The sequence below is a fragment of the Brevundimonas sp. 01N35 genome (assembly GCF_056399785.1).
The window spans coordinates 91,223-113,752 of the sequence record NZ_JBFTRZ010000001.1; the positions used below are offsets into that span (position 1 = coordinate 91,223).

Consider the following 22,530-nt stretch of genomic DNA (forward strand, 5'->3'; position numbering starts at 1 on the left):
GAGAAGGTGGCCCGTCAGGGCCGGATGAGGGGTCTCTCGACGCAAAAAGGGGCCGCAAGACTTTGACGTCCCGCAACCCCTCATCCGTCTGGCTGCGCCAGCCACCTTGTCCCGCAAGGGGAGAAGGGTCAGAGTTTAGCCCGCGATCTGCCCGAAGTCCGCGACCCGGCCCATGACGCCGCGCACCTGACCCAGCAGCTTCAGGCGGTTCTCACGCTCCTCGGCCACGTCGGAGTTGACCATGACGCCGGTGAAGAAGGCGTCCACCGGGCCGCGCAAGAGCGCGAGCGCCGTCATGGCGGCGGCGAAGTCTTCCGTCTCCAGCGCGGCGTCCACCGCCGTTGCGGCAGCAGCGGCGGCAAACGCAAGCGCGGTTTCTTCCGCTGGCTGATTGGCCAGGCCGGTGGCGACGGCGCCCTCGGGCAGAGCCCCCTTCTTCTCCTCGGCCTTGAGGATGTTGGAGGCCCGCTTGTAGCCGGCCAGCAGATTGGCCCCGTCGTCCGTGGCGAGGAAGGCGGCCAGCGCCTCCACCCGACGCACGATCCGCACCAGATCGTCGTCGCCCAGAGCAAAGACGGCAGCCACGAGATCGTGACGCTGGCCTTGGTCACGCAGCAGGACGGTCAGGCGGTCGGCGAAGAAGGAGAGCAGTTCGGCGCTAGTCGCCGGGGGATACATCCCCGCTTCTAAGCGGCGATTAAACTCAATGATCGTATTTTGGATATGACCGTCGAGACTCAGAATGGATTCAAAACCAGCCCGCTGAATCTGTTTAACGGTCTGCTCCCCCAAGGTATCGCCTGCCCAGCGGAGCATAGAAATCAGTGCGCGCACGTAGCCTCGAGCGAATGGCTCGGACAACGACATCCGAACCCCGTTCTCCAGCACCAGCCGGATCACGCCCAGCGCGGCGCGGCGCAGGGCGTAGGGATCGCGCGAGCCGGTAGGTTTTTCGTCGATGGCGAAGAAGCCGACCAGGGTGTCCAGCTTCTCGGCGATGGCGACGGCGACGGTGACCGGGGCGGTCGGGACCGTGTCGCCCGGACCCTGCGGCTTGTAGTGGTCGCGCACGGCGTCGGCGACGGCGTCGGGATAGCCGGCCAGACGGGCGTAGTAGCCGCCCATGATCCCCTGCAGTTCCGGGAATTCGCTCACCATCCCCGAGGCCAGATCGGCCTTGGAAATGCGCGCAGCCTCGAAAGCCTGTTCCGGCTCAATATCGAAGCCTTGGTCCTTCATGACTTGGGCGATCTCGCGCGCCAGCACCGCAATGCGCTCGACCCGCTCGGCCAGCGTGCCGAGCTTGGCGTGGAATGTGACGCCCTTCAGCTTGTCGTTCCAGGCGTCGAAGCCGACCTTCTGATCCTCGTCCCAGAAGAAGCGGGCGTCGTTCAGACGGGCCGACAGGACTCTGGAGTTGCCGGCGGCCAGGGCCTTGCCGCCGTCGGTCGCCTCGATATTGGAGACCACGAGGAAGTTCGGGGCCAGGCCGTCTTTCGACGGATCGCGCACGGCGAAATACTTCTGGTGCACCTTCATCGACAGGCGGACCACTTCTGGCGGCAGCGACAGGAACTGCGGGTCCATGTCGCCCAGGATCGGCGTCGGCCATTCAGCCAGACCCGCGACCTCGTCCAGCAGGCCGTCGTCATCGACCAGCACCAGACCGCGCGCGGCGCAGGCGGCCTTGGCCCCGTCGAGGATACGCAGCTTGCGGTCGGCCACGTCGATCAGGACGAAATCGCGTTCCAGCTTGGCGCGATAGTCGGCGAAGTCCTTGACCGCGAACGGCTGGCCCGAGCCAAGGAAGCGGTGCCCCTCGGTCACGTCGCCGCTGTGGATGCCGTCGATCTCGAACGGCACCACCGCCCCGTCAAACAGGGCGATGATACGCTTGATCGGGCGCACCCAGCGCAGGGTTCCCGTGCCCCAGCGCATCGACTTGGGCCAGGGGAAGCTGCGGACGATCTGATCGACGGCCTCGGCGAAGACCTCGGTCGTCTGGCGGCCCTTGCTGCTGATCTCGGCGAACCAGACGCCGTCGCGCATCGTCAGTTGGTCCTGCGTCAGGCCGGTCTTGCGCAGGAAGCCTTCCAGCGCCTGAGCGGGTGCCGAAGTCTTGGGTCCCTTGACCTCTTCGTTGCGGTCTTCGGCGGCGGTCGGCAAGCCGTCGATCACCAGCGTCAGACGGCGCGGCCCAGCAAAGGCGTCCAGCGCGTCCCAGGTCAGGCCCGCCGCCTTCAGACGCTCGGAGACCATGCGTTCCAGGTCGCGCGCGGCGCCCTGCTGCATGCGGGCGGGGATTTCTTCGGAGAAGATTTCGAGGAGAAGCTGGGGCATCAGGCGGCGGACTCTTCGGTCGTGGCGGCAGACCGCATCAGGGTTAGGGCGATGTCCCGCAGGGCCAGGGGCGCGTCAGTCGCGCTCGGCTCGCCGCTGAAAGAGATGTTCAGCAGGAAGGTCTGCGGCGTCAGGAAGGCGTTCTGCAGGATGCCGAACCACTCCTCGCTGACCACGACCACGCCGCGCCACCCGCCCGGCTGCGCCGTCAGGTGGCTGCTCAGATCATTGGCGTGGCGCACGATGCGCACCTCGGCCCACGATTCCTGGCCTTCGATTTCCACGCGGCCGCTGGAGAAGAGCGAGATCGGCTCGCCCGGGTGCTGTTCCAGATTGGTGTCGGCCAGATCGAAGGAGAGTATTCCAGAGACAGTGGTCATGCGGTCGCCCGTTCGTGTTCGACTTGAGCGAGAGCGCAGGCTTTGCACAGGTCGCGGATGCGGCCGATGTAGCTCTGGCGTTCGGCGACGGCGATGGCGCCGCGGGCGTCCATCAGGTTGAACAGGTGCGAGGCCTTCAGCACCTGGTCATAGGCCGCCAGCACCAGCGGCTGGCCCTGCGGCCCCTTCATGGTCAGGAAGTGGGCGGCCTCGCGCTCCATGTCCTCGAAGCGGCGCTTCAGCGCGGCGACGTCATAGCCGTGGAAGTTGGCTTCGGACTGCTGGCGCTCGTTCTCGAGGAAGACCTCGCCGTAGGTCAGGCCTTCCTTGTTGAACTTCAGGTCATAGACGTTGTCGACGCCCTGAACATACATGGCCAGACGCTCCAGCCCGTAGGTCAGCTCGCCCGAGACCACGTCGACCTCGATGCCGCCGACGCCCTGGAAATAGGTGAACTGCGTCACCTCCATGCCGTCGCACCAGACCTCCCAGCCCAGGCCCCAGGCCCCGACGGTGGGGTTTTCCCAGTCGTCCTCGACAAAGCGGATGTCGTGCAGTTTCGGGTTGATGCCGATGGCCGCCAGCGAGCCGAGATACAGCTCCTGCAGGTTGTCCGGGTTCGGCTTCAGGACGACCTGATACTGATAATAGTGCTGCAGCCGGTTGGGGTTCTCGCCATAGCGGCCGTCGCCGGGACGGCGCGACGGCTGGACATAGGCGGCCTTCCACGGCTTGGGGCCGAGCGCGCGCAGCACCGTCGCCGGGTGCAGGGTGCCGGCCCCGACCTCGATGTCATAGGGCTGCAGAATGGCGCACCCCTGGTCGCCCCAATATTTATGCAGGGTCAGGATCAGGTCCTGGAAGGCGAGTGGTTCGGTCGTCACGGCGGCTCGTTTTCGCAGCGCAAATTTGAGCGCGGACCCTAGAGGGCGGCGCAGTCGAGTTCAACCGGAGGCGAGCCCTCCATTCCGTCATCCCGGCCAAGCGGCGCAGCCGCGCAGAGCCGGGACCGCAACAGACGCCGCCGCTTCCTGCGGTCCCGGATAAGCGCTGCGCGCTTTCCGGGACGACGAAAAAGCTAGCCGCCAGCGAGGACGCACGACCGCACCCACCAGCCGGGGCGTTGCAGCGCGCCCGCGGCCGCTTCAGCCGCCGCCGCGTCGTCGAACAGACCAAACACCGTCGCGCCCGATCCCGACATCCGCGTCAGGCGGCAGCCCGGCACCGCGCGCATGGCCGTCAACGCCTCGCCGATGCCCGGCGCAGCGCGCAGGGCGGGCGCCTCCAGATCGTTGCGCAGCGCCCCCAGCCAGTCGATCACGGCGACGGGCGACCAGTCGGCGGGGGCTTCAGGGCAGTCCGCCCCGCCTTGGGGCGCATCGTCATAAGCGCGATAGACGGCCCCCGTCGGCGACGGCAGGCCGGGGTTCAGCAGCACGGCGTGCAGCGGCGGCAGGCGCGGCTCGTCGGTCAGGGCGTCTCCCCTGCCCGTCGCCCAGGCCGGGCGCGCGCGCAGGCACATCGGCCCGTCCGCCCCCACCACGCCCGCGATGTCTTCCAGCGCCGCCTCGTCCAGATCGAGGTCCAGCAGCCGCGCCGTCAGGCGGATGGCCGTCCCGGCGTCGGCCGAACCGCCGCCCAGCCCCGCCGCGATGGGCAACTGCTTGTCCAGCGTCACGGCGACCGGGGGCGCGCCGATCCCGGCGGCGTCGCCCAGCGCGCGCAGCCCCTTGAGGATCAGATTGTCGCCCTCGCCCGCCAGAGCCCCGCCGAACGGGCCGGTCACGCTCAGCGACAGGCGCTCGGCGCGCGTCACGCTCACGACGTCTCCCACGTCGGCGAAGGCCGCCAGACTGGCCAGCGGGTGATAGCCGTCGGCCGCCACGCGCCCGACATGCAGAAACAGATTGATCTTGGCGGGCGCAAGCCCGGTCAGCGTCACGACGTCAGCTCTCCGCGCCCGTCCCTGCGCCGACGCCCGCGCCCTTGTCGCCGGTCGGTTCCTGGCCCAGCTTGTCGCGCAGCTTGGCTTCGACCTCGGCCTTGCGTTCCGCATCGACGTCCAGGGTCAGGACGCGGTTCCACTGGAAACCCGCCTCGCGCTGGCGGCCCACGGCCCAGTAGGCGTCGCCGAGGTGGTCGTTGATCTCGGCGTTGGCCGGCTCCTTGGCCACCGCCCGCTCCAGCGTATCGACCGCCGCCTCGAACTGGCCCTGGCGATACTGGGCCCAGCCGAGCGAATCCTGGATGTTGCCGTCCGACGGATCGGCGGCGAAGGCGCGGGCGATCATCGCCGCCCCCTGCTCGACCCGCGTACCGTTGTCGACCCACAGATAGCCGAGGTAGTTCAGCACCGTCGGACTGTTGGGTTGCTGCTGCAGGGCGACCCACAGTTCGGCCTCGGCCTCGGGCTTGCGGTTCAGCGCCTCATAGGCGGCGCCGCGCAGGAAATGGACCTCGAACCCCTGATCGGCGGCGTTCAGCAAGGGGCCGTTCAGCAGGGCCAGCGCCTCTTCGTACCGCTTCATCTGCACCAGTTGACCGGCCAGCATATAGGCGATGGTCGCCTCGTTCGGGCGGGCGGCGGCGGCGCGCTTCAGTTCGGCCAGCGCGGCCTCGGACTGGTCGTCCTTTTCCAGACTGAGGCCGCTCTGCACCCGGGCGGCGGCGTAGAGCTCAGGATCCTTCTCGGTGACCTGCGACAGGGCGGCGCGGGCCGCCGGCTCCAGCCCGGCCTGCTGCAAGGTCTGGCCGATCATCAGCCGGGTCTGGTCGTCGGGGTCCAGGTTCAGGGCCAGACGCAGATAGACCACGCCGAACTCCAGCGCGCCCTGGGCGACGGCCTGATCGGCGGCGGTCTTCAGCGCCAGGGCCGCGCCCTGACGCCAGGTCGGGGCGGCCGGCGGACGTCCCTTGGCCAGGACGCGTTCGCGCGCCCGACGCGTGGCGCGATCGGTCGCGCCAGCGGTGATGGCGGCGTCATATTGGGCCAGAGCCAGGTCGCGCTTGCCCCGCCGTTCCAGGAACTCGCCGTAGGGCAGCCGGAACAGGGACGAAGCGATGGCGTGGCTGGTCAGGTCGCGCCATTCGGCGTCGGCCTCGTCGTAGCGACGACGAAGCTCCAACAGCTGGGCGCGGTTGCCGCGCGCCACCAGGGTGCTGATCGGATCCAGCGTCGTCGGCGGGGCGGCCAGCGCCCGGTCCCAATCGCCGGCGGCGGCCGCGACCCAGACCTGAACATAGAGGCCGGCGCGATCATGCGGCGCGCCGATGGGCGCGGCCTTGAACAGGGCGTTCGCGCGGCGGGCGTCGCCGCCGACGAAGGTCTGAACCGCCGAGACCAGACGTCCGGCCTGGACGATGACGGGCGAGACCCCCTCGCCTTCCGGCGCGATCCGGCCCGCGACGTCGAGGTCGCCGGCCAGAAGGGCGGCGGTGAAGGCCTGTTCGCGCACGCGCGGCTGTTCAGGCGTCAGGGCCTCGACCCGCGCCAGATAGGCGGCGCCCGCCGCGCTCTCGCCGCTAACCAGGGCGTTGCGGCCCGCCAGATAGAGGCCATAGGCGCTGTGCTGCGCCGCGTCGGTCGGGATCGGCGCCCAGACCGGAGGAATCGGCGCGACCGTCGGTTCGGCGGCTTCTTCGGTCGTTTCATCGGCCGGGACGTCGACGTCCGGTTCCGGCGTCGGTTCCGGCTCGGCTGCCGGCGCGGGCTGGGCCGGCGCGTCCTGAGCCGGCGGCGTCTTGGGCGCCTCCTGGGCCAGGGACGGCGCGGCGAAGCCCAACGCGATCAGCGAGGCGGCGGCGAACAGGGCGGAACGGCGGAAGGCGAAGCGCATGAACCGACCCTTCACGCTTTCCCTTCCGCCCGCAAGAGGCTGAAACCTCTGGCCCTTACATGTTCGGATAGTTGGGGCCCCCGCCGCCCTCCGGCGTGGTCCAGACGATGTTCTGCGACGGGTCCTTGATGTCGCAGGTTTTGCAGTGGACGCAGTTCTGGGCGTTGATCTGGAAACGCGGGTTCGACTGGCCGTCCGCGTCGTACAGCACCTCATAGACTCCCGCCGGGCAGTAGAGCCGCGCCGGTTCGCCGTACCGGGGCAGGTTGACGTTGATCGGCACGGACGGGTCCAGCAGTTTCAGATGGGCCGGCTGGTCCTCGGCGTGGTTGGTGTTCGAGATGAAGACGCTGGACAGCTTGTCGAACGACAGCTTGCCGTCCGGTTTGGGATAGACGATCGGCTTGAAGTCCTTGGCCAGACCGGTCGAGGCCGCGTCGGTCTTGGCGTGCCTCATCGTGCCGAAGACCGAGAAGCCCCCCGTCAGGTGGTTGATCCACAGGTCGAACATGCCGACCGCCCCGCCCATCATGGTGCCCAGCTTGGACAGCAGGGGCTTGGCGTTGCGGACGACCTTCAGTTCCTTGTAGACCCAGGACGCCTTGTAGGCCGCCTCATAGGCCTCCAGCACGTCGCCCTCGCGGCCCGCGATGACAGCCTCATAGGCGGCGTCGGCGGCCAGCATGCCGGTCTTCATGGCGTTGTGGCTGCCCTTGATGCGGGGCACGTTCACGAAGCCCGCCGAGCAGCCGATCAGGGCGCCGCCGGGGAAGGCCAGCTTGGGCACCGACTGGAAACCGCCCTCGGTGATGGCGCGGGCGCCATAGGAGACGCGGGTGCCGCCCTCCAGATGCTCGGCGATGGCCGGGTGATGCTTGAACTGCTGGAACTCGTCGAACGGCGACAGGAAGGGGTTCTGATAGTTCAGGTGCACCACGAACCCGACCGACACGTAGCGGTCGCCGAAGTGGTACAGGAAGGACCCGCCGCCGGTCTTGTCGTCCAGCGGCCAGCCGGTCGTGTGCTGGACTAGGCCCGGCTGGTGCTTCTCGGCCGGGACCTGCCACAGCTCCTTCAGGCCGATGCCGAACTTCTGCGGGTCCGAGTTCGCCGTCAGGTCGTGGCGGGCCATGATGGTCTTGGCCAGCGAGCCGCGCACGCCCTCGGCGATGAAGACGTACTTGCCGTGCAGTTCCAGACCCGGCTGGAAGTCGCCGGTCGGCTTGCCCTCGCGGTCGATGCCGAAGACGCCGGCAACCACGCCCTTGACCCGCCCCGTCTCTTCTTCCCAGACGACGTGGCTGGCGGCCATGCCGGGATAGACCTCGACGCCCAGCGCCTCGGCCTGCTCGGCCAGCCAGCGGGCGACATTGCCCAGGGAGGCGATGTAGCAGCCGTGGTTGTGCATGAAGGGCGGCATGGCGAACATCGGCAGCGAGGCCTGCCCCTGCGGGCCGAGCACCAGGAACTTGTCCGTCTTGACCAGGGTCTCCAGCGGCGCGCCGCGTTCCTTCCAGTCGGGGAACAGCTCGTTCAGCGCCTTGGGGTCGATCACGGCGCCCGACAGGATATGGCCGCCGATCTCGGCCGACTTTTCCAGAACGGCGACGGAAATCTCTTTCCCGTCCTTCTCGGCGCGCTGCTTCAGGCGGATGGCGGCGGACAGGCCGGCAGGGCCGCCGCCGACGATGACGACGTCATATTCCATGACCTCGCGCACGACGCCGGCCAGGGCCTCCAGCGGCGGCAGCTTGTCGATAACGGCTTCCTGCCAGGCGTTCGTCGCGCCGCCTTCGATCGCTTGCTCGCCCATGATCCCCTCAATCCTCGTTATCTTCGTGGTTATCCGTCTTATCGTGAGGTGACGCGGCGGCGGTCAAGGCTTATCCCTGTCGCGGAATGACGCCCCAGCCCCTCGACACCGCCGCGACCGAAGCCCTGCTCGCCTTCTGGCGCGATGCGGGGGTGGACGCCTGCTATCTGGACGCGCCGGTCGATCGCACGGTCTTCGTGGCGCCGCCCGTGGCCCAGACGGTGCAGCGGGCGACCGCGTCGATCACCGCCATCCATGGCGCTCTGTCCGGCGCGGACGCAGTGAACGAGGCGCGCCGTCTGGCTGCGGCCGCGACGACGATGGACGAATTGGCCGACGCCGTGGCCGCCTTCGAGGGCTGCCCGTTAAGGGCCATGGGCGCGAAACAGGCGGTGTTCGCGCGCGGCAATCCGAGCGGCTCCATCCTGCTGATCGGCGAGGCGCCGGGCGAGACCGAGGACTTGCGCGGCGAGCCCTTCGTCGGACAGGCCGGGCAGTTGATGGACCGGATGCTGGCGGCGGCGGGTCTGGCGGATCAGGCCTTCATGACCAACACCGTCTTCTGGAAGCCGCCCGGCAATCGCCTGCCCACGCCGCATGAACAGGCCGTTTGCGCCCCCTTCCTGGAGCGCGCCTTCGCCCTGATGCGGCCCAAGGCCGTGCTGCTGGTCGGAGCGGCGGCGGCGAAATCGGTGCTGAACACCGACGAGGGTCTGATGAAGATTCGCGGCCAGTGGCGCGAATGGCGCCTGGCCGAAGGCGGGGTTTCGGCCCCCGTTCTCGCCACCCTGCACCCCGCCTTCCTGCTGCGACAGCCGCAGGCGAAACGGGTCGCCTGGGCCGACATGCTGTCGCTGGCGGCGCGTCTGGATACGGCTCAGGTTGAGCCCAACCGCTGATTCAGGCATGGTCGGCGGCTGTCGACCAGTCCACAGAGCGCTGACAATCCCGAGTCGAGACGGGAGCGGCGCCGACGAAGGGGGCCGCCGCGTATGTACCTTTTCCGCCGCGCGAGCCTCGCGCCTCTGCTCGCCGCTGCGCTCTGCGCCACGGTTGCGCCCGCCGCTCTGGCTAATGACGGGCGGGCGGCTGACGGAGGGGCTGACAGCGGCGGGACCGCCTATATCGCCAACGATTCGGATCGGACGCCCACGGCCCTGAGCAGCGAAGATCGCCTCAGCTACACCACCGCCTTCGACGCCCTGCGGCGCGGCGATCTGGAGCTGGCCCGCACCTCGGCGCGTCAGGCTCGCGACCGCGTCCTGCTGGGTCAGGTCGAGTTCGAACGCCTGTTCCACCCCACCCACGTCGCTACCTATGACGAACTGACGGCCTGGCTCGAGACCTATGCCGACCTGCCCATGGCCCAGCGCGTCTATACGCTGGCCATGCGCCGCATCCCCGACGGCGCGCCCGAACCGAAACGCCCCGGCAACCTGCTGGAGCGGACCTGGGCCAGCGTGACGGGGGCCGGCGTGACGGGGGCCGCCTCGAACGACGGCGGCGTGACCGATCCGGCCAAGGCCGCGCGCGTGGCGCTGAACAACGACGACCTCGCGGGCGCCTATCGCACCGGCGTCGAGATGGGCGACTGGTGGAGCGCCGGTCTGGCCGCCTGGCGGCTGCACGAATTTTCCAACGCCTTCCGCGCCTTCGAGCGCGTGAGCCAGGACCCGACCGAGGATCCCTGGGTGCGCGCCGGCGCCGCCTTCTGGACTGCCCGCGCCGCCGGTCAGTCGGGCCGTCAGGACCGCGTCGTCGAATATCTGCGCCAGGCGGCGCGCTGGCCCGCCACCTTCTACGGCCAGGTCGCCCTGCGCCAGTTGGGCGAAGAGCCGGTCATCGAGAACCTGGGGCCGCGCGCCTATACGGCGACGCTGCAACGCGCCGGCTTCACGCCCGAGCCGACGGGCGTGGAGACGCGCGAACTGAACGCCTTCATCCAGACCGACGAGACGGCGCGCCGCACGGTGGCCCTGTACGAAGTGGGCCGCCGCAGCGACGCCGAACAGGCCGCGCGCGACGGCATGCGGTCGGCCGGCGACGACGGCGCGCGCCGCCTGTGGGCCGGTCTTTACCGCACCGTCGCTCCCAACCGCGCGGCCCAGGCCGAGGCCAGCCGCATCGACGCGACCCGCTATCCCATGCCGGAGCTCTCGCCCGAGGGCGGCTTCACCGTCGAAAAGGCGCTGGTCTACGCCATCGCGCGCAAGGAAACCGACTTCAACGCCAGCGCCCGGTCCGGGGCCGGCGCCTATGGCATGATGCAGGTGATGCCGGCGACCGCCGCCTACATGACCGGGGATCAGGGCTACGTCCGCAATCCCGAGCGGCTGTTCACGCCCGCGACCAACCTGAAGCTGGGTCAGGACTACGTGAACCGCCTGTTCCAGATCGAGTCCTTCCAGGGCGATCTGCTCAAGGCCGTGGCCTCCTACAACGCCGGACCGGGACCGATGCTGGCGGCGATCCGCAAGCTGGGGCCGGACGCCGATCCCCTGCTGCTGATCGAGACGATCGACGTGCCCCAGGCCCGCGAATACGTAGAGAAGGTCGTGGCGGCCTACTGGATCTATCAGCGGATGCTAGGCGCGCCGCTGAACACGCTGGACGCCGTGGCGTCAGGCGCCAAGGCCGTGCCGATCCGCCTGGACTATGTCGCGCCGCCGCCCGTCCCTCTGCAGGTGGCCGAGGCCACGACGGTCGGCGGTACGCGTTAGGTCGTCAGACCACGCTGGACAGCAGCATGGCCCAGACGAAGGCGAAGGCCAGGGCCGCGAAGAAATAACCGCGCGCCGTCCGGCCCCAGTCCGTGTTTCTGCTGATCGTCCGCATCGCCCGTCCCCCACGGCCTCCCGCCGTGAGAACAGCCTGCAACATCACTCGTTAATCGTCGGTTTTCGGCCGAGGTTAAGCCGCGTTAGCCACGGCGTCCTCGCCCCAGGCGATGAAGTCGGGCTGAGCCAGCAGGGCGTCGACATAGGCGCGCGCCACGCCGTCCGTGTCGCCATGGGCCGCCAGGTCGATCTGGAAATGACGGAAGCGCGCCGCCACCGGCGTGAAGAAGGCGTCGGCGATCGACCATTCGCCATAGAGGTATTCCCCGTCGGCGCCGAACCGGGCGCGCGCCTCGCGGAAGATCTGCACCAGGCGGCGGATGTCGGCGGCGACCGCCTCGCTAGTCGGGGCCGGGCAGCGGTCGGGACCGACCATGGAATGATCGGGCGCCATGCCGCACTCGGTGCGCAAGGCCATGAAGCCGGAATGCATCTCGCACGTCACCGACCGGGCCTGCCAGCGCGCATGGGCGTCGGCGGGCCACAGCCGGGCCTCGGGGAAGCGTTCGGCGCACCAGACCGAGATCGACAGACTGTCCCAGATGGTCTCGCCGTCGACCTTCAGCACCGGCACGCGACCGGCGGGGGAATGACGGGCGATCTGTTCGGCGGTGTCGGGCCGGTTCAGGCGCACCACCGTCTCGACGAAGTCCGCGCCGCAGCGCTTCAGCACCAGCCACGGCCGCAAGGACCATGTGGAATAGAGCTTGTCGCCGATCACCAGTTCCATGGCCGTCTTTCCCTGTCAGGCTGTCGCCTATCAATGGCTGGACGCGAGCTTCAGCACAACCAGGCCCGAGACGATCAGCGCCACCCCGCCGATGCGCATGGGCGTCAGCGCCTCGCCCAGCACCATGACGCCGACGACGAAGGCGCCCACCGCGCCGATGCCGGTCCAAATGGCGTAGGCCGTGCCCAGCGGCAGGGTCTTCATCGCCATCGACAGCAGGCCGAAGCTGACGACCATGAAGGCGATGGTCCCGACCGTGGGCCAGGGCTTGGTGAACCCGTCGGACGCCTTCATCAGAAAGGCCCAGACGACTTCGAGGCCGCCGGCGAGAAGAAGGAAAATCCAGGCCATGACGAGGCTCCCTTGCATGGCGAGCCGGGTCGTCCCGGCGGTCATGCCCTAGAAGGGAGAGGTCGTCCTCTGAGGCCGCTATCTGGGACAGGGCGGGTGGAAGTCAAGACCAACCCTCCTTCTCCCCTTGCGGGAGAAGGTGGCAGGCGAAGCCTGACGGATGAGGGGTCTCTCACGCTGTCCTGCAATGGGTGCTGCCGACGTCGCGCAACCCCTCATCCGGCCCTGACGGGCCACCTTCTCCCGCAAGGGGAGAAGGATTCTTGAAGCTGGAAAGTCCTAGCCGCCTTGACTCCCTGCCCCTCTGGACCGACACGACCGGTCCATGATCACGCGCTATACCCGCCCCGACGCCGTCGCCATCTGGTCGCAAGAGACCAAGTACAAGATCTGGTTCGAGATCGAGGCCCACGCCGCCACCAAGATGGCTGAGCTGGGGGTGATCCCGCAGGACGCCGCCGACGCCATCTGGGCCAAGGGCAAGGACGCGGTCTTCGATGCCGACCGCATCGACGAGATCGAACGCACCACCAAGCATGACGTCATCGCCTTCCTGACCCATGTGTCGGAAATCGTCGGCGAGGAAGCCCGCTTCCTGCACCAGGGCATGACCTCCTCGGACGTGCTGGACACCTGTTTTGCGGTGCAGCTGGCGCGCTCGACCGACCTGCTGCTGGGCGGCGTCGACCGCGTCTTGGCCGCGCTGGAAGTCCGCGCCAAGGAACACAAATACACCCCGACCGTCGGCCGTTCGCACGGCATTCACGCCGAGCCCGTGACCTTCGGCCTGAAGCTGGCCGGCTATCACGCCGAGTTCCAGCGCGCCAAGCGCCGCCTGATCACGGCGCGCGAGGAAATCGCCACCTGCGCCATCTCGGGCGCCGTCGGCACCTTCGCCAACGTCGATCCGGCCGTTGAACAATACGTCGCCGACCAGATGGGTCTGGCCGTCGAGCCCGTCTCGACCCAGGTCATCCCGCGCGACCGTCACGCCGCCTATTTCGCCGCCCTGGGCGTCGTCGCCTCGTCGATCGAGCGCCTGGCCGTCGAAATCCGTCACCTGCAGCGCACCGAGGTGCTGGAAGCCGAAGAATTCTTCGGCAAGGGCCAAAAAGGCTCGTCGGCCATGCCGCACAAGCGCAACCCCATCCTGACCGAGAACCTGACCGGCCTGGCTCGTCTGGTCCGCTCGGCTGTGGTCCCGGCCATGGAAAACGTCGCCCTGTGGCACGAGCGCGACATCAGCCACTCGTCGGTCGAGCGCGGCATCGGCCCCGACGCCACGGTCCACCTGGACTTCGCCCTGCACCGTCTGGCGGGCGTGATCGAACGCCTGAACATCTATCCCGAGAACATGCAGAAGAACATCGACCGCCTGGGCGGTCTGGTGCACTCGCAGCGGGTCATGCTGGCCCTGACGCAGGCCGGCGTGTCGCGCGAAGACGCCTATGCGGCGGTTCAGGAGAACGCCATGAAGGTCTGGCGCGGCGAAGGCGCCTTCCTCGACTTCCTCAAGGCCGACGCCCGCGTCACCCTGCCCGCCGACCAACTGGAAGCCCTGTTCGACCTCGACTATCACACCAAGAACGTCGACGTGGTGTTCAAGCGCGTCTTCGGCGAGGGCTGAGCCCTCCACCCCGGAACAGCGGAGGCGCGTGACCATGCGAAAGCGCGCCTTCGATCCGGTTGTCGATGCGAACACCCGACTGCTGATCCTCGGCAGCCTGCCTGGCGAGGCCTCGCTGGCGGTCGGCCAGTATTACGCCCATCCCCGAAACGCCTTCTGGCGGCTGATGGGCGACCTGCTGGATCAGCCGGACCTGCATCAGCGCGCCTACGCCGACCGTCTGGCAGTACTCCGGGCACGCGGCGTCGGCCTGTGGGACACGGTGGCCGAGGCCGAGCGGATCGGCAGTCTGGACACGGCCATTCGCCTGCCGGTCCACGCCGACCTGCCCGGTCTAGCTGCTGCTTTGCCGAAGCTTGAGGCCATCGCCTTCAACGGCGGCAAGGCGGCGCAGTTGGGGCGGCGTATTCTGGCGGGGTCGGCGATCACGGCCGCCCTGGTCGACCTGCCCTCCTCCAGCCCCGCCCATGCGCGCCCGTTCGAGGAAAAACGCCGGCAATGGTCGACGCTTGCGCGCTTTCTGTCCTGAACGGTTGGGACCGGTCGATCACGGGCCGCGCCGGATAATTTGAAGTAGGACGCATCCTTTTGCGGTCCTGAACCGTAGTTCTCCCCGAAGCCGCCGCCCCATGAGCGGCTGTCGATGGAGAGAGACGCCATGAAGATGATCCGCACCGCCACCCTCGTCACCGTGTCCGCCGCCGCCCTGCTGGCGGTGGCCGCCTGCAACAACCAGCCCAAGAAGGAACAGGCGCCGGTCGAAGCCATGCCCCCGGAACCGACGGCGATGGAGCCGGCCTCAACCGAACCCATGGTCGGCGGCGTGGCCATGAGCCCGACGGAAACCATCGTCGCCAACGCCTCCAAGGCCCCGAACCTGAGCACCCTGGTCAGCGCTCTCAAGGCCGCAGGCCTGACCGGCACCCTGGAAGGCGCCGGCCCCTTCACCGTCTTCGCGCCGGACAACGCCGCCTTCGACAAGATCCCGGCAGCTACGCGCGACAACCTGATGAAGCCGGCTGAAAAGGCGGCCCTGACCAAGATCCTGACCTATCACGTCGTGCCCGGCCGTCTGACCGCCGCCGATATCGCCGCCGAGGCCCAGAAGGGCGGCGGCACGGCCACCCTGACCACCGTCGAGGGTGAGAAGCTGATGGTCAAGGACGCCGGCGGCGGCAGGTGGGAGATCACCGACGCCAAGGGCGGGAAAGCGACCATCACCCAGGCCGACGTCGGCCAGTCGAACGGCGTGGTCCACGTCATCGACACGGTGCTGATGCCGAAGTAGCCGTATCCGCGTTGCTCAATGCAAAAGGCCGCTGCCGGAGAACGGCAGCGGCCTTGTTTCTTGCTGATCCGAAGATCAGACCGCCGTCGCGCGGAACCGGCGCGAGGCGAAGACGCCGCCGCCGATCAGCAGCAGGCCCGTCAGACCCCACAGTGTCCATTCACTCGTGGTAGGCACGGCGGTGGGGGCGGCGAACTGCCAATGCGTTGATTGAACGAGAAGCTCAGCCAAGGACGCTTCTCGTTCGAAGGCTTATTCGCCGGCGCGGATCTGTTCGCGGGCGATCGAGGCCAGTTCGTCCATCTTGGAGCGCAGCTCGCCTTCGGACACGGTCAGGCCCGAGCCCTTGAAGTCGCCGGCGACCTTGCGGAAGACGTCTTCCTCGCCCGGCTGCTCGAAATCGGCGCGGACCACGGCTTGGGCGTATTGGTCGGCGCTGTCCGGCGACAGGCCCATCTTCTCGGCCGCCCACAGGCCCAGCATCTTGTTGCGACGCGCGATGGCCTTGAACTCTTGTTCCTGATCGAGGGCGTATTTGGACTCGTAGCCCTTTTCCCGATCGTCGAAGGTCGTCATGCGGTCGTCACTCCAGTGGCGGACGAAGCGAGGTCCGCATGGCCCGTCTATAGCCCCCTTCCGTCCGAACGCAACCGGACTTGCGGTCGCGGTTCCGACGCCGCGTCGCGGGAGGATATTTGTGTCACAGACGCCCTTCGGTTAAAGGGCGTGCGATCTTATATACCGTCGTCGATTCAGGATCGCGCCGCCCATAGCCGTCGGGCCGCGCGTTTTTCGTCTTGAGGACAGTCTGTTTTCTTCCCTTCCGGGACACGACCATGAATTCCAAGCGCAAGAAGCTCTACGAGGGCAAGGCCAAGATCCTTTACGAGGGTCCCGAGCCGGGTACGCTGATCCAGTATTTCAAGGACGACGCGACCGCGTTCAACGCCCAGAAGAAGGCCGTGCTGGAAGGCAAGGGCGTGATCAACAACCGCATCAGCGAGTTCATCATGTCGCGCCTGAACGGCATCGGCGTGACCAACCACTTCATCAAGCGCCTGAACCTGCGCGAGCAACTGATCCGCGAAGTCGAGATCATTCCGCTGGAAGTCGTCTGCCGCAACATCGTCGCTGGCTCGCTCGCCACCCGCCTGGGCCAGGAAGAGGGCACGCCCCTGCCCCGTTCGATCATCGAATTCTATTACAAGAAGGATGAGTTGAACGACCCGATGGTGACGGAAGAGCACATCACCGCGTTCAACTGGGCCACGACCCAGGAACTGGACGACATCCTGGCCATGACGGTCCGCGTCAACGACTATCTGTGCGGCATGTTCGGCGCCGTCGGCATCACCCTGGTGGACTTCAAGATCGAGTTCGGCCGGGTGTGGGAAAACGACTTCGCCCGCGTCATCCTGGCCGACGAGATCAGCCCGGACTCCTGCCGCCTGTGGGACAGCAACACCGGCGAGAAGCTGGACAAGGACCGCTTCCGTCGCGACCTGGGCGACGTGATCGAAAGCTACACCGAGGTGGCCCGCCGCCTCGGCATCATGAAGGACATGCCGACCGTGATCCAAGGAGGACTGCACTAATGGCCAAGGTCAAGATTCACGTCTTCCTGAAACCCGGCGTGCTGGACGTTCAGGGCAAGGCCGTCGAAGGCGCCCTGCAGGGTCTGGGCTGGACCGGCGTCGCCAACGCCCGCGTCGGCAAGATGATCGAGTTCGACCTCGACGACAGCGTCGCCGACAAGGAAGCCGAGGTGAAGCGCATGTGCGACACCCTGCTGGCCAACACGGTCATCGAAAGCTACCGGATCGAAGTCGCCTGACGGCGAGAACACATCAGACGATCAAGGCCGCCCTTCGGGGCGGCCTTTTTTGTTTTCACCACGAAGTGGTGGAGGGACCAGCCCCTCGCAAATCAAGCCCCTCCGTCACGCCGGCTTCGCCCCCGCGCCACCTCCCCATTTCATGGGGGGGGGGGGGGGGGGAGGAGCTCATTCGCAGAGATAATCCCGGCTTAGCGGCACAGCCGTCTGCTTCTTCGTCAGCTGCAGCTGGAAGACCATGTGCCCCAACTCACGGAAGGCGACTTCGCTGGAGGCGAGGTAGTATTCCCACATCCGGCAGAAGCGCTCGTCATACATGGTCAGCGCCTCGTCGCGGCGGGCGAGGAAACGGGCGCGCCAGTTCTTCAGCGTCTCGGCATAGTGCAGCCGCAGCACCTCCATGTCCGTGACCCACAGGCCCGACCGCTCGATGGCCGGCAAGACCTCGGACAAAGGCGGGATATAGCCGCCGGGGAAGATGTATTTCCGAATCCACGGCTGGGTGCGCATCGGCGGATTCTTGCGTCCGATGGAGTGGATCACGGCCACGCCGTCGTCGTCCAGGAGACGTGCGACGGTCTGGAAATACTCGTCGTAGTTCGGCACGCCGACATGTTCGAACATGCCGACCGAAACGATGCGGTCGAAGGTCTGGTTCAGGTCGCGATAGTCCTGAAGCCGGAACTCCGCCTGCGCCGACAGGCCGCGCGCGGCGGCCCGATCATTGGCCGTACGGTGCTGTTCAGTGGACAGGGTCACGCCCGTGACGCGCGCGCCGCGATCAGCCAGCGACAGGCCCAGTCCGCCCCAGCCGCAACCGATGTCCAGCGCCGTTTGCCCCGGCGACAACAGCAGCTTGTCGATCAGACGGCGCTTCTTGGCGACCTGGGCCTGCTCCAGCGTCGCATCCGGCGCTTCGAAGAAGGCGCAGGAGTATTGCAGGTCCTCGTCCAGAAACAGCCGATAGAAGTCGACCGTCAGGTCATAGTGATGATGCACGTTCTGACGCGCATGCCGCCGATCGTTGGCCTGTTCTGCGCCTCGGCGAATGCGCTCCAGCAGGCCCAGCTTCGGCACGCGGGGACGGAGCGCCATCTGCGAGGCGGCCAGTTGCAGGAAGTCGTAGATGTCGCCGCCTTCGACCCGAAAGGCGCCGTCCATGAAGGCCTCGCCCATCGCCAGGTCGGGATTGGCCGCAATGGCCAGCGCCGCCTTCCCGTCCGTGATCACCGCCGTGAGTTCGGGCTCGCCCGGTCCCGCCGTCAACTCGCGTCCGTCGGGTAGCCGCACCCGGATGGCGCGCGTGCGGAAGGTTCGGTCGAGAAGGGACTGCAGCATCCGGCTCTCCGCGCTTTGAACGTCGATGAAGCTTAGCTTAGGAACAGACTGTCGCAACGCAACGGTGTCAAACCCCGACCGTTCCGTTCACTGCCAAAGAACAAGGGAGCCCCGCCGATGACCTTCACCCTCACCTCCGCCGATTTTCGCGACGGCGACGTCCTGCCCGACGCCCAGGTGATGGCGCAGGGCAATACCTCGCCCCAGTTGTCCTGGTCCGGCGTGCCGGCCGGCACGAAAAGCTTCGCCATCACCTGTTTCGACCCGGACGCCCCGACCGGTTCGGGCTTCTGGCACTGGACGGTGGCGAATATTCCCGCCGACGTGACCGAACTGGCCGCGGGCGCCGATCTGCCCAGGGGCGCGGTTCAGGGCCGCACGGACTTTGGCGAGCCGGGCTTCGGCGGCGCCGCTCCGCCGCCGGGTCATGGGCCGCACCGCTATGTCTTCACTGTCTTCGCCGTGGACACGGACAGGCTGAACGTAAGCAACGCCGATTCCGGCGCCGTCTTCGGCTTCAACCTGCACTTCCACACCCTGGCCAAGGCCTCGATCACCGCCACCTACGAAAACACCGGCGGGTGACGCTCGCGCTCAAGGATCACGACCAGCGCTTGGCGGCGGTCCCTGACCTGTTCCGCAGCCTGATGGAGCAGCCGCTGCACCCGCTTACCCGCGCGCGGCTGCCGACCCGCGCCGCGGTCTATGTCTTTTATCACGGGGACGAGCCGATTCACGTCGGCAGCCCGCCGCATCTGGAGGAACGGCGGATGCTGGCGCCGTCGGTGCGGCTGTCGCTGGCGGCCAGGGTGCACCGACCTGTCGGCGGCGGCGTCCTCCGGATCAGCGTCAGCGAACCTCCGCCTCGCCACGGCCGCCGCGAGCCGATCGCGGCGCGCTGGCTGCCTCTGCCCGATGATCAGGACCGGTTGCTGCTGGAGCTTTACGCCGCCCAGACCCTGGGCCTGTCGATGTCGCACCCCAGGGTTCGCGCCAGCCTGGCCTGAATGGGGCCGCCGCCGCATACAAAGCGTGATGAGGCTGATCGCCCGGCCAAGGTTGCGCCTTGGGTCTCGCTCCCTATTTTGCGACGCAGCGTAAAATTTGTTGCATTGCGATAGTTCATGCCCCCCACCGACGCCGCCCCCTGTCTCGACGATGTCGACGGGGGTTCTCCAGCCGTCGTCTCGGCGGCGCTGGCCGCCCCCGGCAAGGTGGCGCTGGTGCTGCTGGCCCTGGCCATGGGCGGTTTCGCCATCGGGGTCACCGAGTTCGCAGCCATGAGCGTCCTGCCCGACTTCGCGGCAGGTCTGGGCGTCGATGAGCCGACCGCCGGCCACGTCATCAGCGCCTATGCCGCCGGCGTGGTCGTGGGGGCGCCGATCCTGGCGGTTATGGGCGCACGCGCGCCGCGCTGGCTGCTGCTGATTGGCTTTATGGCCCTGTTCGCCGTCGGCAATGCCCTCAGCGCCATCGCGCCGACCTATGAGTGGATGCTGGCCTTCCGCTTCCTCAGCGGCATTCCGCACGGGGCCTATTTCGGGGTGGCGGCGCTGGTGGCGGCGTCGCTGGTGCCGCTCAGGCTCAGAACGCGCGCCGTCTCGACCATCCTGCTGGGCCTGACCGTGGCCACCGTGGTCGGCGTGCCGGTCGCCACCGCCGTCAGCCATAGTTTCGGCTGGCGCTGGACCTTCGCCATCGTCAGCGTGCTGGCGATCGTCACCATGGCTCTGGTCGCCCTGTTCGCCCCGCGCGATCCGGCCCACGCCGACGCCAGCCCGATGCGCGAGCTGGGCGCCCTGAAGCGAGGCCATGTCTGGCTGACCCTGGGCGTCGGCGCCGTGGGCTTTGGAGGGATGTTCGCGGTCTATGCCTATCTGGCCTCGACCCTGATCGCCGTGACCGGCGTCGGGCCTGAGGTCCTGCCCTGGGTCTTCGCCGTGTTCGGCCTCGGCATGCTGACCGGCAACCTGCTGGGGGCCTGGGCCGCCGACCGTTACGGCATGAAGGCGGCGGGCGGGCTGCTGCTGTGGAGCGCGGCGGCGCTGGCCCTGTATCCGTTCGCGGCTCCGCACCTGTGGGCCATGCTGATCGTGGTCTTCCTGATCGGCGGCGGCGGCGGGCTGGGCTCGGTGCTGCAGACGCGGCTGATGGACGTGGCCGGCGATGCGCAGACCCTGGCCGCCGCCCTGAACCACTCGGCCTTCAACACCGCCAACGCCATCGGCCCCCTGCTGGGCGGCATGGCCGTGGCGGCGGGCTGGGGCTGGACCTCGACCGGCTGGGTCGGCGTCGGCCTGTCGCTGGGCGGTTTCGCGGTCTGGGTCGTCGCCTGGGTGACCGGACGCAAGACGGTCCAAAGCCACGCCTGACATCCCCATCAAATGATGCTAGGAGCCCCGCCCATGAGCGCAGCCGTCATCGTCTTCCCCGGTTCCAACTGTGATCGCGACTGCAAGGTCGCCATCGAACGTTCCACTGGCGAACAGGTCCAAATGGTCTGGCACGCCGAGACCGAACTGCCCACGGGCCTGGACCTGATCGTCCTGCCGGGCGGCTTCTCCTACGGCGACTATCTGCGCTGCGGCGCGATGGCGGCCCAGGCTCCGATCATGCAGGCGGTCAAGAAGGCCGCCGACGACGGCGTCGCCGTCCTGGGCATCTGCAACGGCTTCCAGGTCCTGTGCGAAGCCGGCATGCTGCCGGGCGCCCTGCTGAAGAACGCCGGACTGAAATACGTCTGCAAACCGATCAGCCTGACCGTCGCCAACGGCCAGACCCGCTTCACCTCGGGCTATCAAGGCCAGCGCGAAGTCGTCATGACCCAGGGCAACGGCGACGGTAACTATTTCGCCGACGAAGAGACGCTGAAGCGGATCGAGGGCGAGGGCCAGGTGGTCTTCCGCTACGTCGACAACCCCAACGGCTCGGTCGCCGACATCGCCGGCCTGCAGAACGAGCGCGGCAACGTCCTGGGCATGATGCCCCACCCCGACCGCGCCTTTGAAGCCGAACTGGGCTCCGCCGACGGCGCGACCCTGTTCCAGAGCATCTACGCCGCGGCCTAAACCCCCAGCTTCGGCGCGCCGCCTCCGGCTGCGTCGATGACGGCGAACAGGGCGCGGATCAGGTCCTGCTCCTCGGCGGTGATCTCGGGTTTCCACACGTCGAAGATCAGGATGGTGCGGTCGCGGCCGCTGTCGTTCCACGCCTCGTGCTCGATGGTGTCGTCAAAGGCCCAGGCCTGCCCCTCTTTCCATTCCCGCGTTTCGCCCCCGACGCGGAACTGCGAGCCGGGCGGCGCGACCAGCGGCAGGTGGCAGATCAGCCGCGTGTTGATCAGGCCGTGGTGCGGCGGGATCTTCGCGCCCGCCTGAAGCTTCGAAAACAGGATCGACGGCGAGCGGCCCGGGATGCGGCACAGGGGCGCTTTCGCCAAAGCCCGCATCGTCTCGGGACAGCGGGCGGCGATCGCGGGGACCTCTGCCCCGTCCTTCCACAGGAAGACCGCGCTCCACGCGGCGTTCTCCAGCATCCCCGCCTGATCGCTTTTCGGCCGGTTGGAGCGATCCTCGACATAGGGGGCGAACAGGGCCGGTTCGGCCAGGACGGCGTCCAGTTCGGCCCGGATCGCCGGCGCCGCCGCCTCGACCCCGCCCAGCCAGTCGACCGTCTCGCGCGGCTGGAACTCGATCTGCGGCAGGCCCGGGAACATGTAGAATTTCGGCTGCTGATAGTAGAGCCGACGCTTGCCGGTCATCAGGTCCAGCGAGGCGGCGAAACGCGCGCTGGACGTCGCCGGGTCAAACCCGCGCGCCTGCAGTCCATCACACAGGCCCCGTTCGAACCGCCGCGCGCCCTCGGCCTGGGCCTGGACCGCGCGCTCCAGCTCGGCTCGCATATCGGGCGGCGGCGCAGTCATCACCCGCCCCTGCGCCAGGGCGGCGCCGTAGAAGGTCATGGCCGAGCGTGCGTCGCCCTGACCGGCCAAGGCGTCCGCCTTCAGCACCAGGGCGCACGGATCGCGCGGGTTCACCCGCAGCAGGGCCTCGGCGCAGGCGGAAAGGGCGGAGAAGTCGGAACGGTCGCGCGCGGCGCGGGCCTGCGTCAGCAAGGTCTGGGGATCGGCCGGACGCACATCGCTCTGCATCCGCTG

23 protein-coding genes are annotated in these 22,530 nt (G+C 68.0%); 11 read left to right on the forward strand and 12 right to left on the reverse strand.

All coding sequences use genetic code 11. The features are described 5' to 3' along the window. Nucleotides 1-135: 135 nt before the first annotated feature. The 6 genes from glyS to AC1DJ5_RS00465 form a co-directional block, all read right to left on the reverse strand. Nucleotides 136-2,340 carry a glycine--tRNA ligase subunit beta gene (glyS, locus tag AC1DJ5_RS00440; protein WP_477019304.1) on the reverse strand — a complete coding sequence of 735 codons (2,205 nt, stop codon included), beginning with the start codon at nt 2,338-2,340 and terminating at the stop codon, nt 136-138. Then, complete coding sequence (locus AC1DJ5_RS00445; RefSeq protein WP_477019305.1) at nt 2,340-2,720, reverse strand: hypothetical protein; 381 nt, start codon at nt 2,718-2,720, stop codon at nt 2,340-2,342. Before AC1DJ5_RS00445 ends, glyS begins: the two co-directional genes overlap by 1 nt. Then, nucleotides 2,717-3,604: a glycine--tRNA ligase subunit alpha gene (locus AC1DJ5_RS00450; RefSeq protein WP_477019306.1), complete on the reverse strand. Its 888-nt coding sequence runs from the start codon at nt 3,602-3,604 to the stop codon at nt 2,717-2,719. The genes AC1DJ5_RS00445 and AC1DJ5_RS00450 overlap by 4 nt, the downstream gene beginning before the upstream one ends. Before the next feature lie 194 nt (nt 3,605-3,798). After that, nucleotides 3,799-4,662, reverse strand: a complete 864-nt coding sequence (locus AC1DJ5_RS00455; protein WP_477019307.1) for a 4-(cytidine 5'-diphospho)-2-C-methyl-D-erythritol kinase — start codon at nt 4,660-4,662, stop codon at nt 3,799-3,801. 4 nt (nt 4,663-4,666) lie between these two features. Then, complete coding sequence (locus AC1DJ5_RS00460) at nt 4,667-6,556, reverse strand: tetratricopeptide repeat protein (protein ID WP_477019308.1); 1,890 nt, start codon at nt 6,554-6,556, stop codon at nt 4,667-4,669. Between the two features lie 55 nt (nt 6,557-6,611). Then, a complete protein-coding gene (locus AC1DJ5_RS00465) occupies nt 6,612-8,264 on the reverse strand; it encodes an electron transfer flavoprotein-ubiquinone oxidoreductase (RefSeq protein WP_477019475.1) in 1,653 nt (550 codons plus the stop codon). Between the two features lie 191 nt (nt 8,265-8,455). On the opposite strand from AC1DJ5_RS00465, the gene AC1DJ5_RS00470 reads away from it, so the two are divergent. Next, nucleotides 8,456-9,268, forward strand: coding sequence for a uracil-DNA glycosylase (locus tag AC1DJ5_RS00470; protein ID WP_477019309.1), 813 nt, complete (start codon nt 8,456-8,458; stop codon nt 9,266-9,268). 93 nt (nt 9,269-9,361) lie between these two features. Next, the gene (locus AC1DJ5_RS00475) at nt 9,362-11,089 is read left to right on the forward strand and encodes a lytic transglycosylase domain-containing protein (protein WP_477019310.1); all 1,728 of its coding nucleotides are present in this window, start codon (nt 9,362-9,364) and stop codon (nt 11,087-11,089) included. Nucleotides 11,090-11,279: 190 nt separating this feature from the next. Here AC1DJ5_RS00475 and AC1DJ5_RS00480 read toward each other — a convergent pair whose 3' ends face one another. Then, nucleotides 11,280-11,936 carry a glutathione S-transferase family protein gene (locus AC1DJ5_RS00480; protein WP_477019311.1) on the reverse strand — a complete coding sequence of 219 codons (657 nt, stop codon included), beginning with the start codon at nt 11,934-11,936 and terminating at the stop codon, nt 11,280-11,282. Between the two features lie 30 nt (nt 11,937-11,966). Next, on the reverse strand, nt 11,967-12,287 hold the full coding sequence (locus AC1DJ5_RS00485; protein WP_477019312.1) for a DMT family transporter: 321 nt from the start codon (nt 12,285-12,287) through the stop codon (nt 11,967-11,969). A 325-nt stretch (nt 12,288-12,612) separates the two neighbouring features. On the opposite strand from AC1DJ5_RS00485, the gene purB reads away from it, so the two are divergent. From purB to AC1DJ5_RS00500, 3 genes are all read left to right on the forward strand, one after another. Continuing rightward, nucleotides 12,613-13,914, forward strand: coding sequence for an adenylosuccinate lyase (gene purB / locus AC1DJ5_RS00490; RefSeq protein ID WP_477019313.1), 1,302 nt, complete (start codon nt 12,613-12,615; stop codon nt 13,912-13,914). A 34-nt stretch (nt 13,915-13,948) separates the two neighbouring features. Beyond that, nucleotides 13,949-14,443, forward strand: a complete 495-nt coding sequence (locus tag AC1DJ5_RS00495; RefSeq protein WP_477019314.1) for a DNA-deoxyinosine glycosylase — start codon at nt 13,949-13,951, stop codon at nt 14,441-14,443. Nucleotides 14,444-14,572: 129 nt separating this feature from the next. Continuing rightward, nucleotides 14,573-15,202: a fasciclin domain-containing protein gene (locus AC1DJ5_RS00500; RefSeq protein WP_477019315.1), complete on the forward strand. Its 630-nt coding sequence runs from the start codon at nt 14,573-14,575 to the stop codon at nt 15,200-15,202. 75 nt (nt 15,203-15,277) lie between these two features. On the opposite strand, the gene AC1DJ5_RS00505 is transcribed toward AC1DJ5_RS00500, so the two are convergent. Then, the gene (locus AC1DJ5_RS00505) at nt 15,278-15,433 is read right to left on the reverse strand and encodes an IPTL-CTERM sorting domain-containing protein (protein ID WP_441455770.1); all 156 of its coding nucleotides are present in this window, start codon (nt 15,431-15,433) and stop codon (nt 15,278-15,280) included. A 21-nt stretch (nt 15,434-15,454) separates the two neighbouring features. Next, nucleotides 15,455-15,778, reverse strand: coding sequence for a DUF1476 domain-containing protein (locus AC1DJ5_RS00510; protein WP_441455771.1), 324 nt, complete (start codon nt 15,776-15,778; stop codon nt 15,455-15,457). A gap of 260 nt (nt 15,779-16,038) precedes the next feature. Between AC1DJ5_RS00510 and purC the strand changes: the two genes are divergently transcribed. Both purC and purS read left to right on the forward strand, forming a co-directional pair. Next, nucleotides 16,039-16,797, forward strand: a complete 759-nt coding sequence (purC, locus tag AC1DJ5_RS00515) for a phosphoribosylaminoimidazolesuccinocarboxamide synthase (protein WP_441455773.1) — start codon at nt 16,039-16,041, stop codon at nt 16,795-16,797. After that, nucleotides 16,797-17,036, forward strand: a complete 240-nt coding sequence (purS, locus tag AC1DJ5_RS00520; RefSeq protein WP_441455775.1) for a phosphoribosylformylglycinamidine synthase subunit PurS — start codon at nt 16,797-16,799, stop codon at nt 17,034-17,036. Before purC ends, purS begins: the two co-directional genes overlap by 1 nt. 168 nt (nt 17,037-17,204) lie before the next feature. On the opposite strand, the gene AC1DJ5_RS00525 is transcribed toward purS, so the two are convergent. Next, nucleotides 17,205-18,374 carry a class I SAM-dependent methyltransferase gene (locus tag AC1DJ5_RS00525; RefSeq protein WP_477019316.1) on the reverse strand — a complete coding sequence of 390 codons (1,170 nt, stop codon included), beginning with the start codon at nt 18,372-18,374 and terminating at the stop codon, nt 17,205-17,207. A gap of 117 nt (nt 18,375-18,491) precedes the next feature. Here AC1DJ5_RS00525 and AC1DJ5_RS00530 point away from each other — a divergent pair, with 117 nt between their 5' ends. From AC1DJ5_RS00530 to purQ, 4 genes are all read left to right on the forward strand, one after another. Further along, on the forward strand, nt 18,492-18,959 hold the full coding sequence (locus AC1DJ5_RS00530) for a YbhB/YbcL family Raf kinase inhibitor-like protein (protein ID WP_477019317.1): 468 nt from the start codon (nt 18,492-18,494) through the stop codon (nt 18,957-18,959). Continuing rightward, on the forward strand, nt 18,956-19,381 hold the full coding sequence (locus AC1DJ5_RS00535) for a hypothetical protein (protein ID WP_477019318.1): 426 nt from the start codon (nt 18,956-18,958) through the stop codon (nt 19,379-19,381). The genes AC1DJ5_RS00530 and AC1DJ5_RS00535 overlap by 4 nt, the downstream gene beginning before the upstream one ends. A 117-nt stretch (nt 19,382-19,498) precedes the next feature. Then, on the forward strand, nt 19,499-20,746 hold the full coding sequence (locus tag AC1DJ5_RS00540) for an MFS transporter (protein WP_477019319.1): 1,248 nt from the start codon (nt 19,499-19,501) through the stop codon (nt 20,744-20,746). Between the two features lie 33 nt (nt 20,747-20,779). Continuing rightward, a complete protein-coding gene (purQ, locus tag AC1DJ5_RS00545; RefSeq protein ID WP_477019320.1) occupies nt 20,780-21,442 on the forward strand; it encodes a phosphoribosylformylglycinamidine synthase subunit PurQ in 663 nt (220 codons plus the stop codon). On the opposite strand, the gene AC1DJ5_RS00550 is transcribed toward purQ, so the two are convergent. After that, the gene (locus tag AC1DJ5_RS00550; RefSeq protein WP_477019321.1) at nt 21,439-22,512 is read right to left on the reverse strand and encodes an aspartyl/asparaginyl beta-hydroxylase domain-containing protein; all 1,074 of its coding nucleotides are present in this window, start codon (nt 22,510-22,512) and stop codon (nt 21,439-21,441) included. The two genes, purQ and AC1DJ5_RS00550, sit on opposite strands and share 4 nt — an antisense overlap. Nucleotides 22,513-22,530: the final 18 nt, after the last annotated feature.

What these genes read in the sequence shown, in the direction of transcription:
- purC (WP_441455773.1), top strand. Translation starts at nt 16,039, where the DNA reads ATGAATTCCAAGCGCAAGAAGCTCTACGAGGGCAAGGCCAAGATCCTT.
- AC1DJ5_RS00495 (WP_477019314.1), top strand. Translation starts at nt 13,949, where the DNA reads ATGCGAAAGCGCGCCTTCGATCCGGTTGTCGATGCGAACACCCGACTG.
- AC1DJ5_RS00480 (WP_477019311.1), bottom strand. Translation starts at nt 11,936, where the DNA reads ATGGAACTGGTGATCGGCGACAAGCTCTATTCCACATGGTCCTTGCGG.
- purS (WP_441455775.1), top strand. Translation starts at nt 16,797, where the DNA reads ATGGCCAAGGTCAAGATTCACGTCTTCCTGAAACCCGGCGTGCTGGAC.
- AC1DJ5_RS00525 (WP_477019316.1), bottom strand. Translation starts at nt 18,374, where the DNA reads ATGCTGCAGTCCCTTCTCGACCGAACCTTCCGCACGCGCGCCATCCGG.
- AC1DJ5_RS00460 (WP_477019308.1), bottom strand. Translation starts at nt 6,556, where the DNA reads ATGCGCTTCGCCTTCCGCCGTTCCGCCCTGTTCGCCGCCGCCTCGCTG.
- glyS (WP_477019304.1), bottom strand. Translation starts at nt 2,340, where the DNA reads ATGCCCCAGCTTCTCCTCGAAATCTTCTCCGAAGAAATCCCCGCCCGC.
- AC1DJ5_RS00510 (WP_441455771.1), bottom strand. Translation starts at nt 15,778, where the DNA reads ATGACGACCTTCGACGATCGGGAAAAGGGCTACGAGTCCAAATACGCC.
- AC1DJ5_RS00465 (WP_477019475.1), bottom strand. Translation starts at nt 8,264, where the DNA reads ATGGAATATGACGTCGTCATCGTCGGCGGCGGCCCTGCCGGCCTGTCC.
- AC1DJ5_RS00540 (WP_477019319.1), top strand. Translation starts at nt 19,499, where the DNA reads ATGCCCCCCACCGACGCCGCCCCCTGTCTCGACGATGTCGACGGGGGT.
- AC1DJ5_RS00530 (WP_477019317.1), top strand. Translation starts at nt 18,492, where the DNA reads ATGACCTTCACCCTCACCTCCGCCGATTTTCGCGACGGCGACGTCCTG.
- AC1DJ5_RS00470 (WP_477019309.1), top strand. Translation starts at nt 8,456, where the DNA reads ATGACGCCCCAGCCCCTCGACACCGCCGCGACCGAAGCCCTGCTCGCC.
- AC1DJ5_RS00500 (WP_477019315.1), top strand. Translation starts at nt 14,573, where the DNA reads ATGAAGATGATCCGCACCGCCACCCTCGTCACCGTGTCCGCCGCCGCC.
- AC1DJ5_RS00485 (WP_477019312.1), bottom strand. Translation starts at nt 12,287, where the DNA reads ATGGCCTGGATTTTCCTTCTTCTCGCCGGCGGCCTCGAAGTCGTCTGG.
- AC1DJ5_RS00445 (WP_477019305.1), bottom strand. Translation starts at nt 2,720, where the DNA reads ATGACCACTGTCTCTGGAATACTCTCCTTCGATCTGGCCGACACCAAT.
- purQ (WP_477019320.1), top strand. Translation starts at nt 20,780, where the DNA reads ATGAGCGCAGCCGTCATCGTCTTCCCCGGTTCCAACTGTGATCGCGAC.
- AC1DJ5_RS00475 (WP_477019310.1), top strand. Translation starts at nt 9,362, where the DNA reads ATGTACCTTTTCCGCCGCGCGAGCCTCGCGCCTCTGCTCGCCGCTGCG.
- purB (WP_477019313.1), top strand. Translation starts at nt 12,613, where the DNA reads ATGATCACGCGCTATACCCGCCCCGACGCCGTCGCCATCTGGTCGCAA.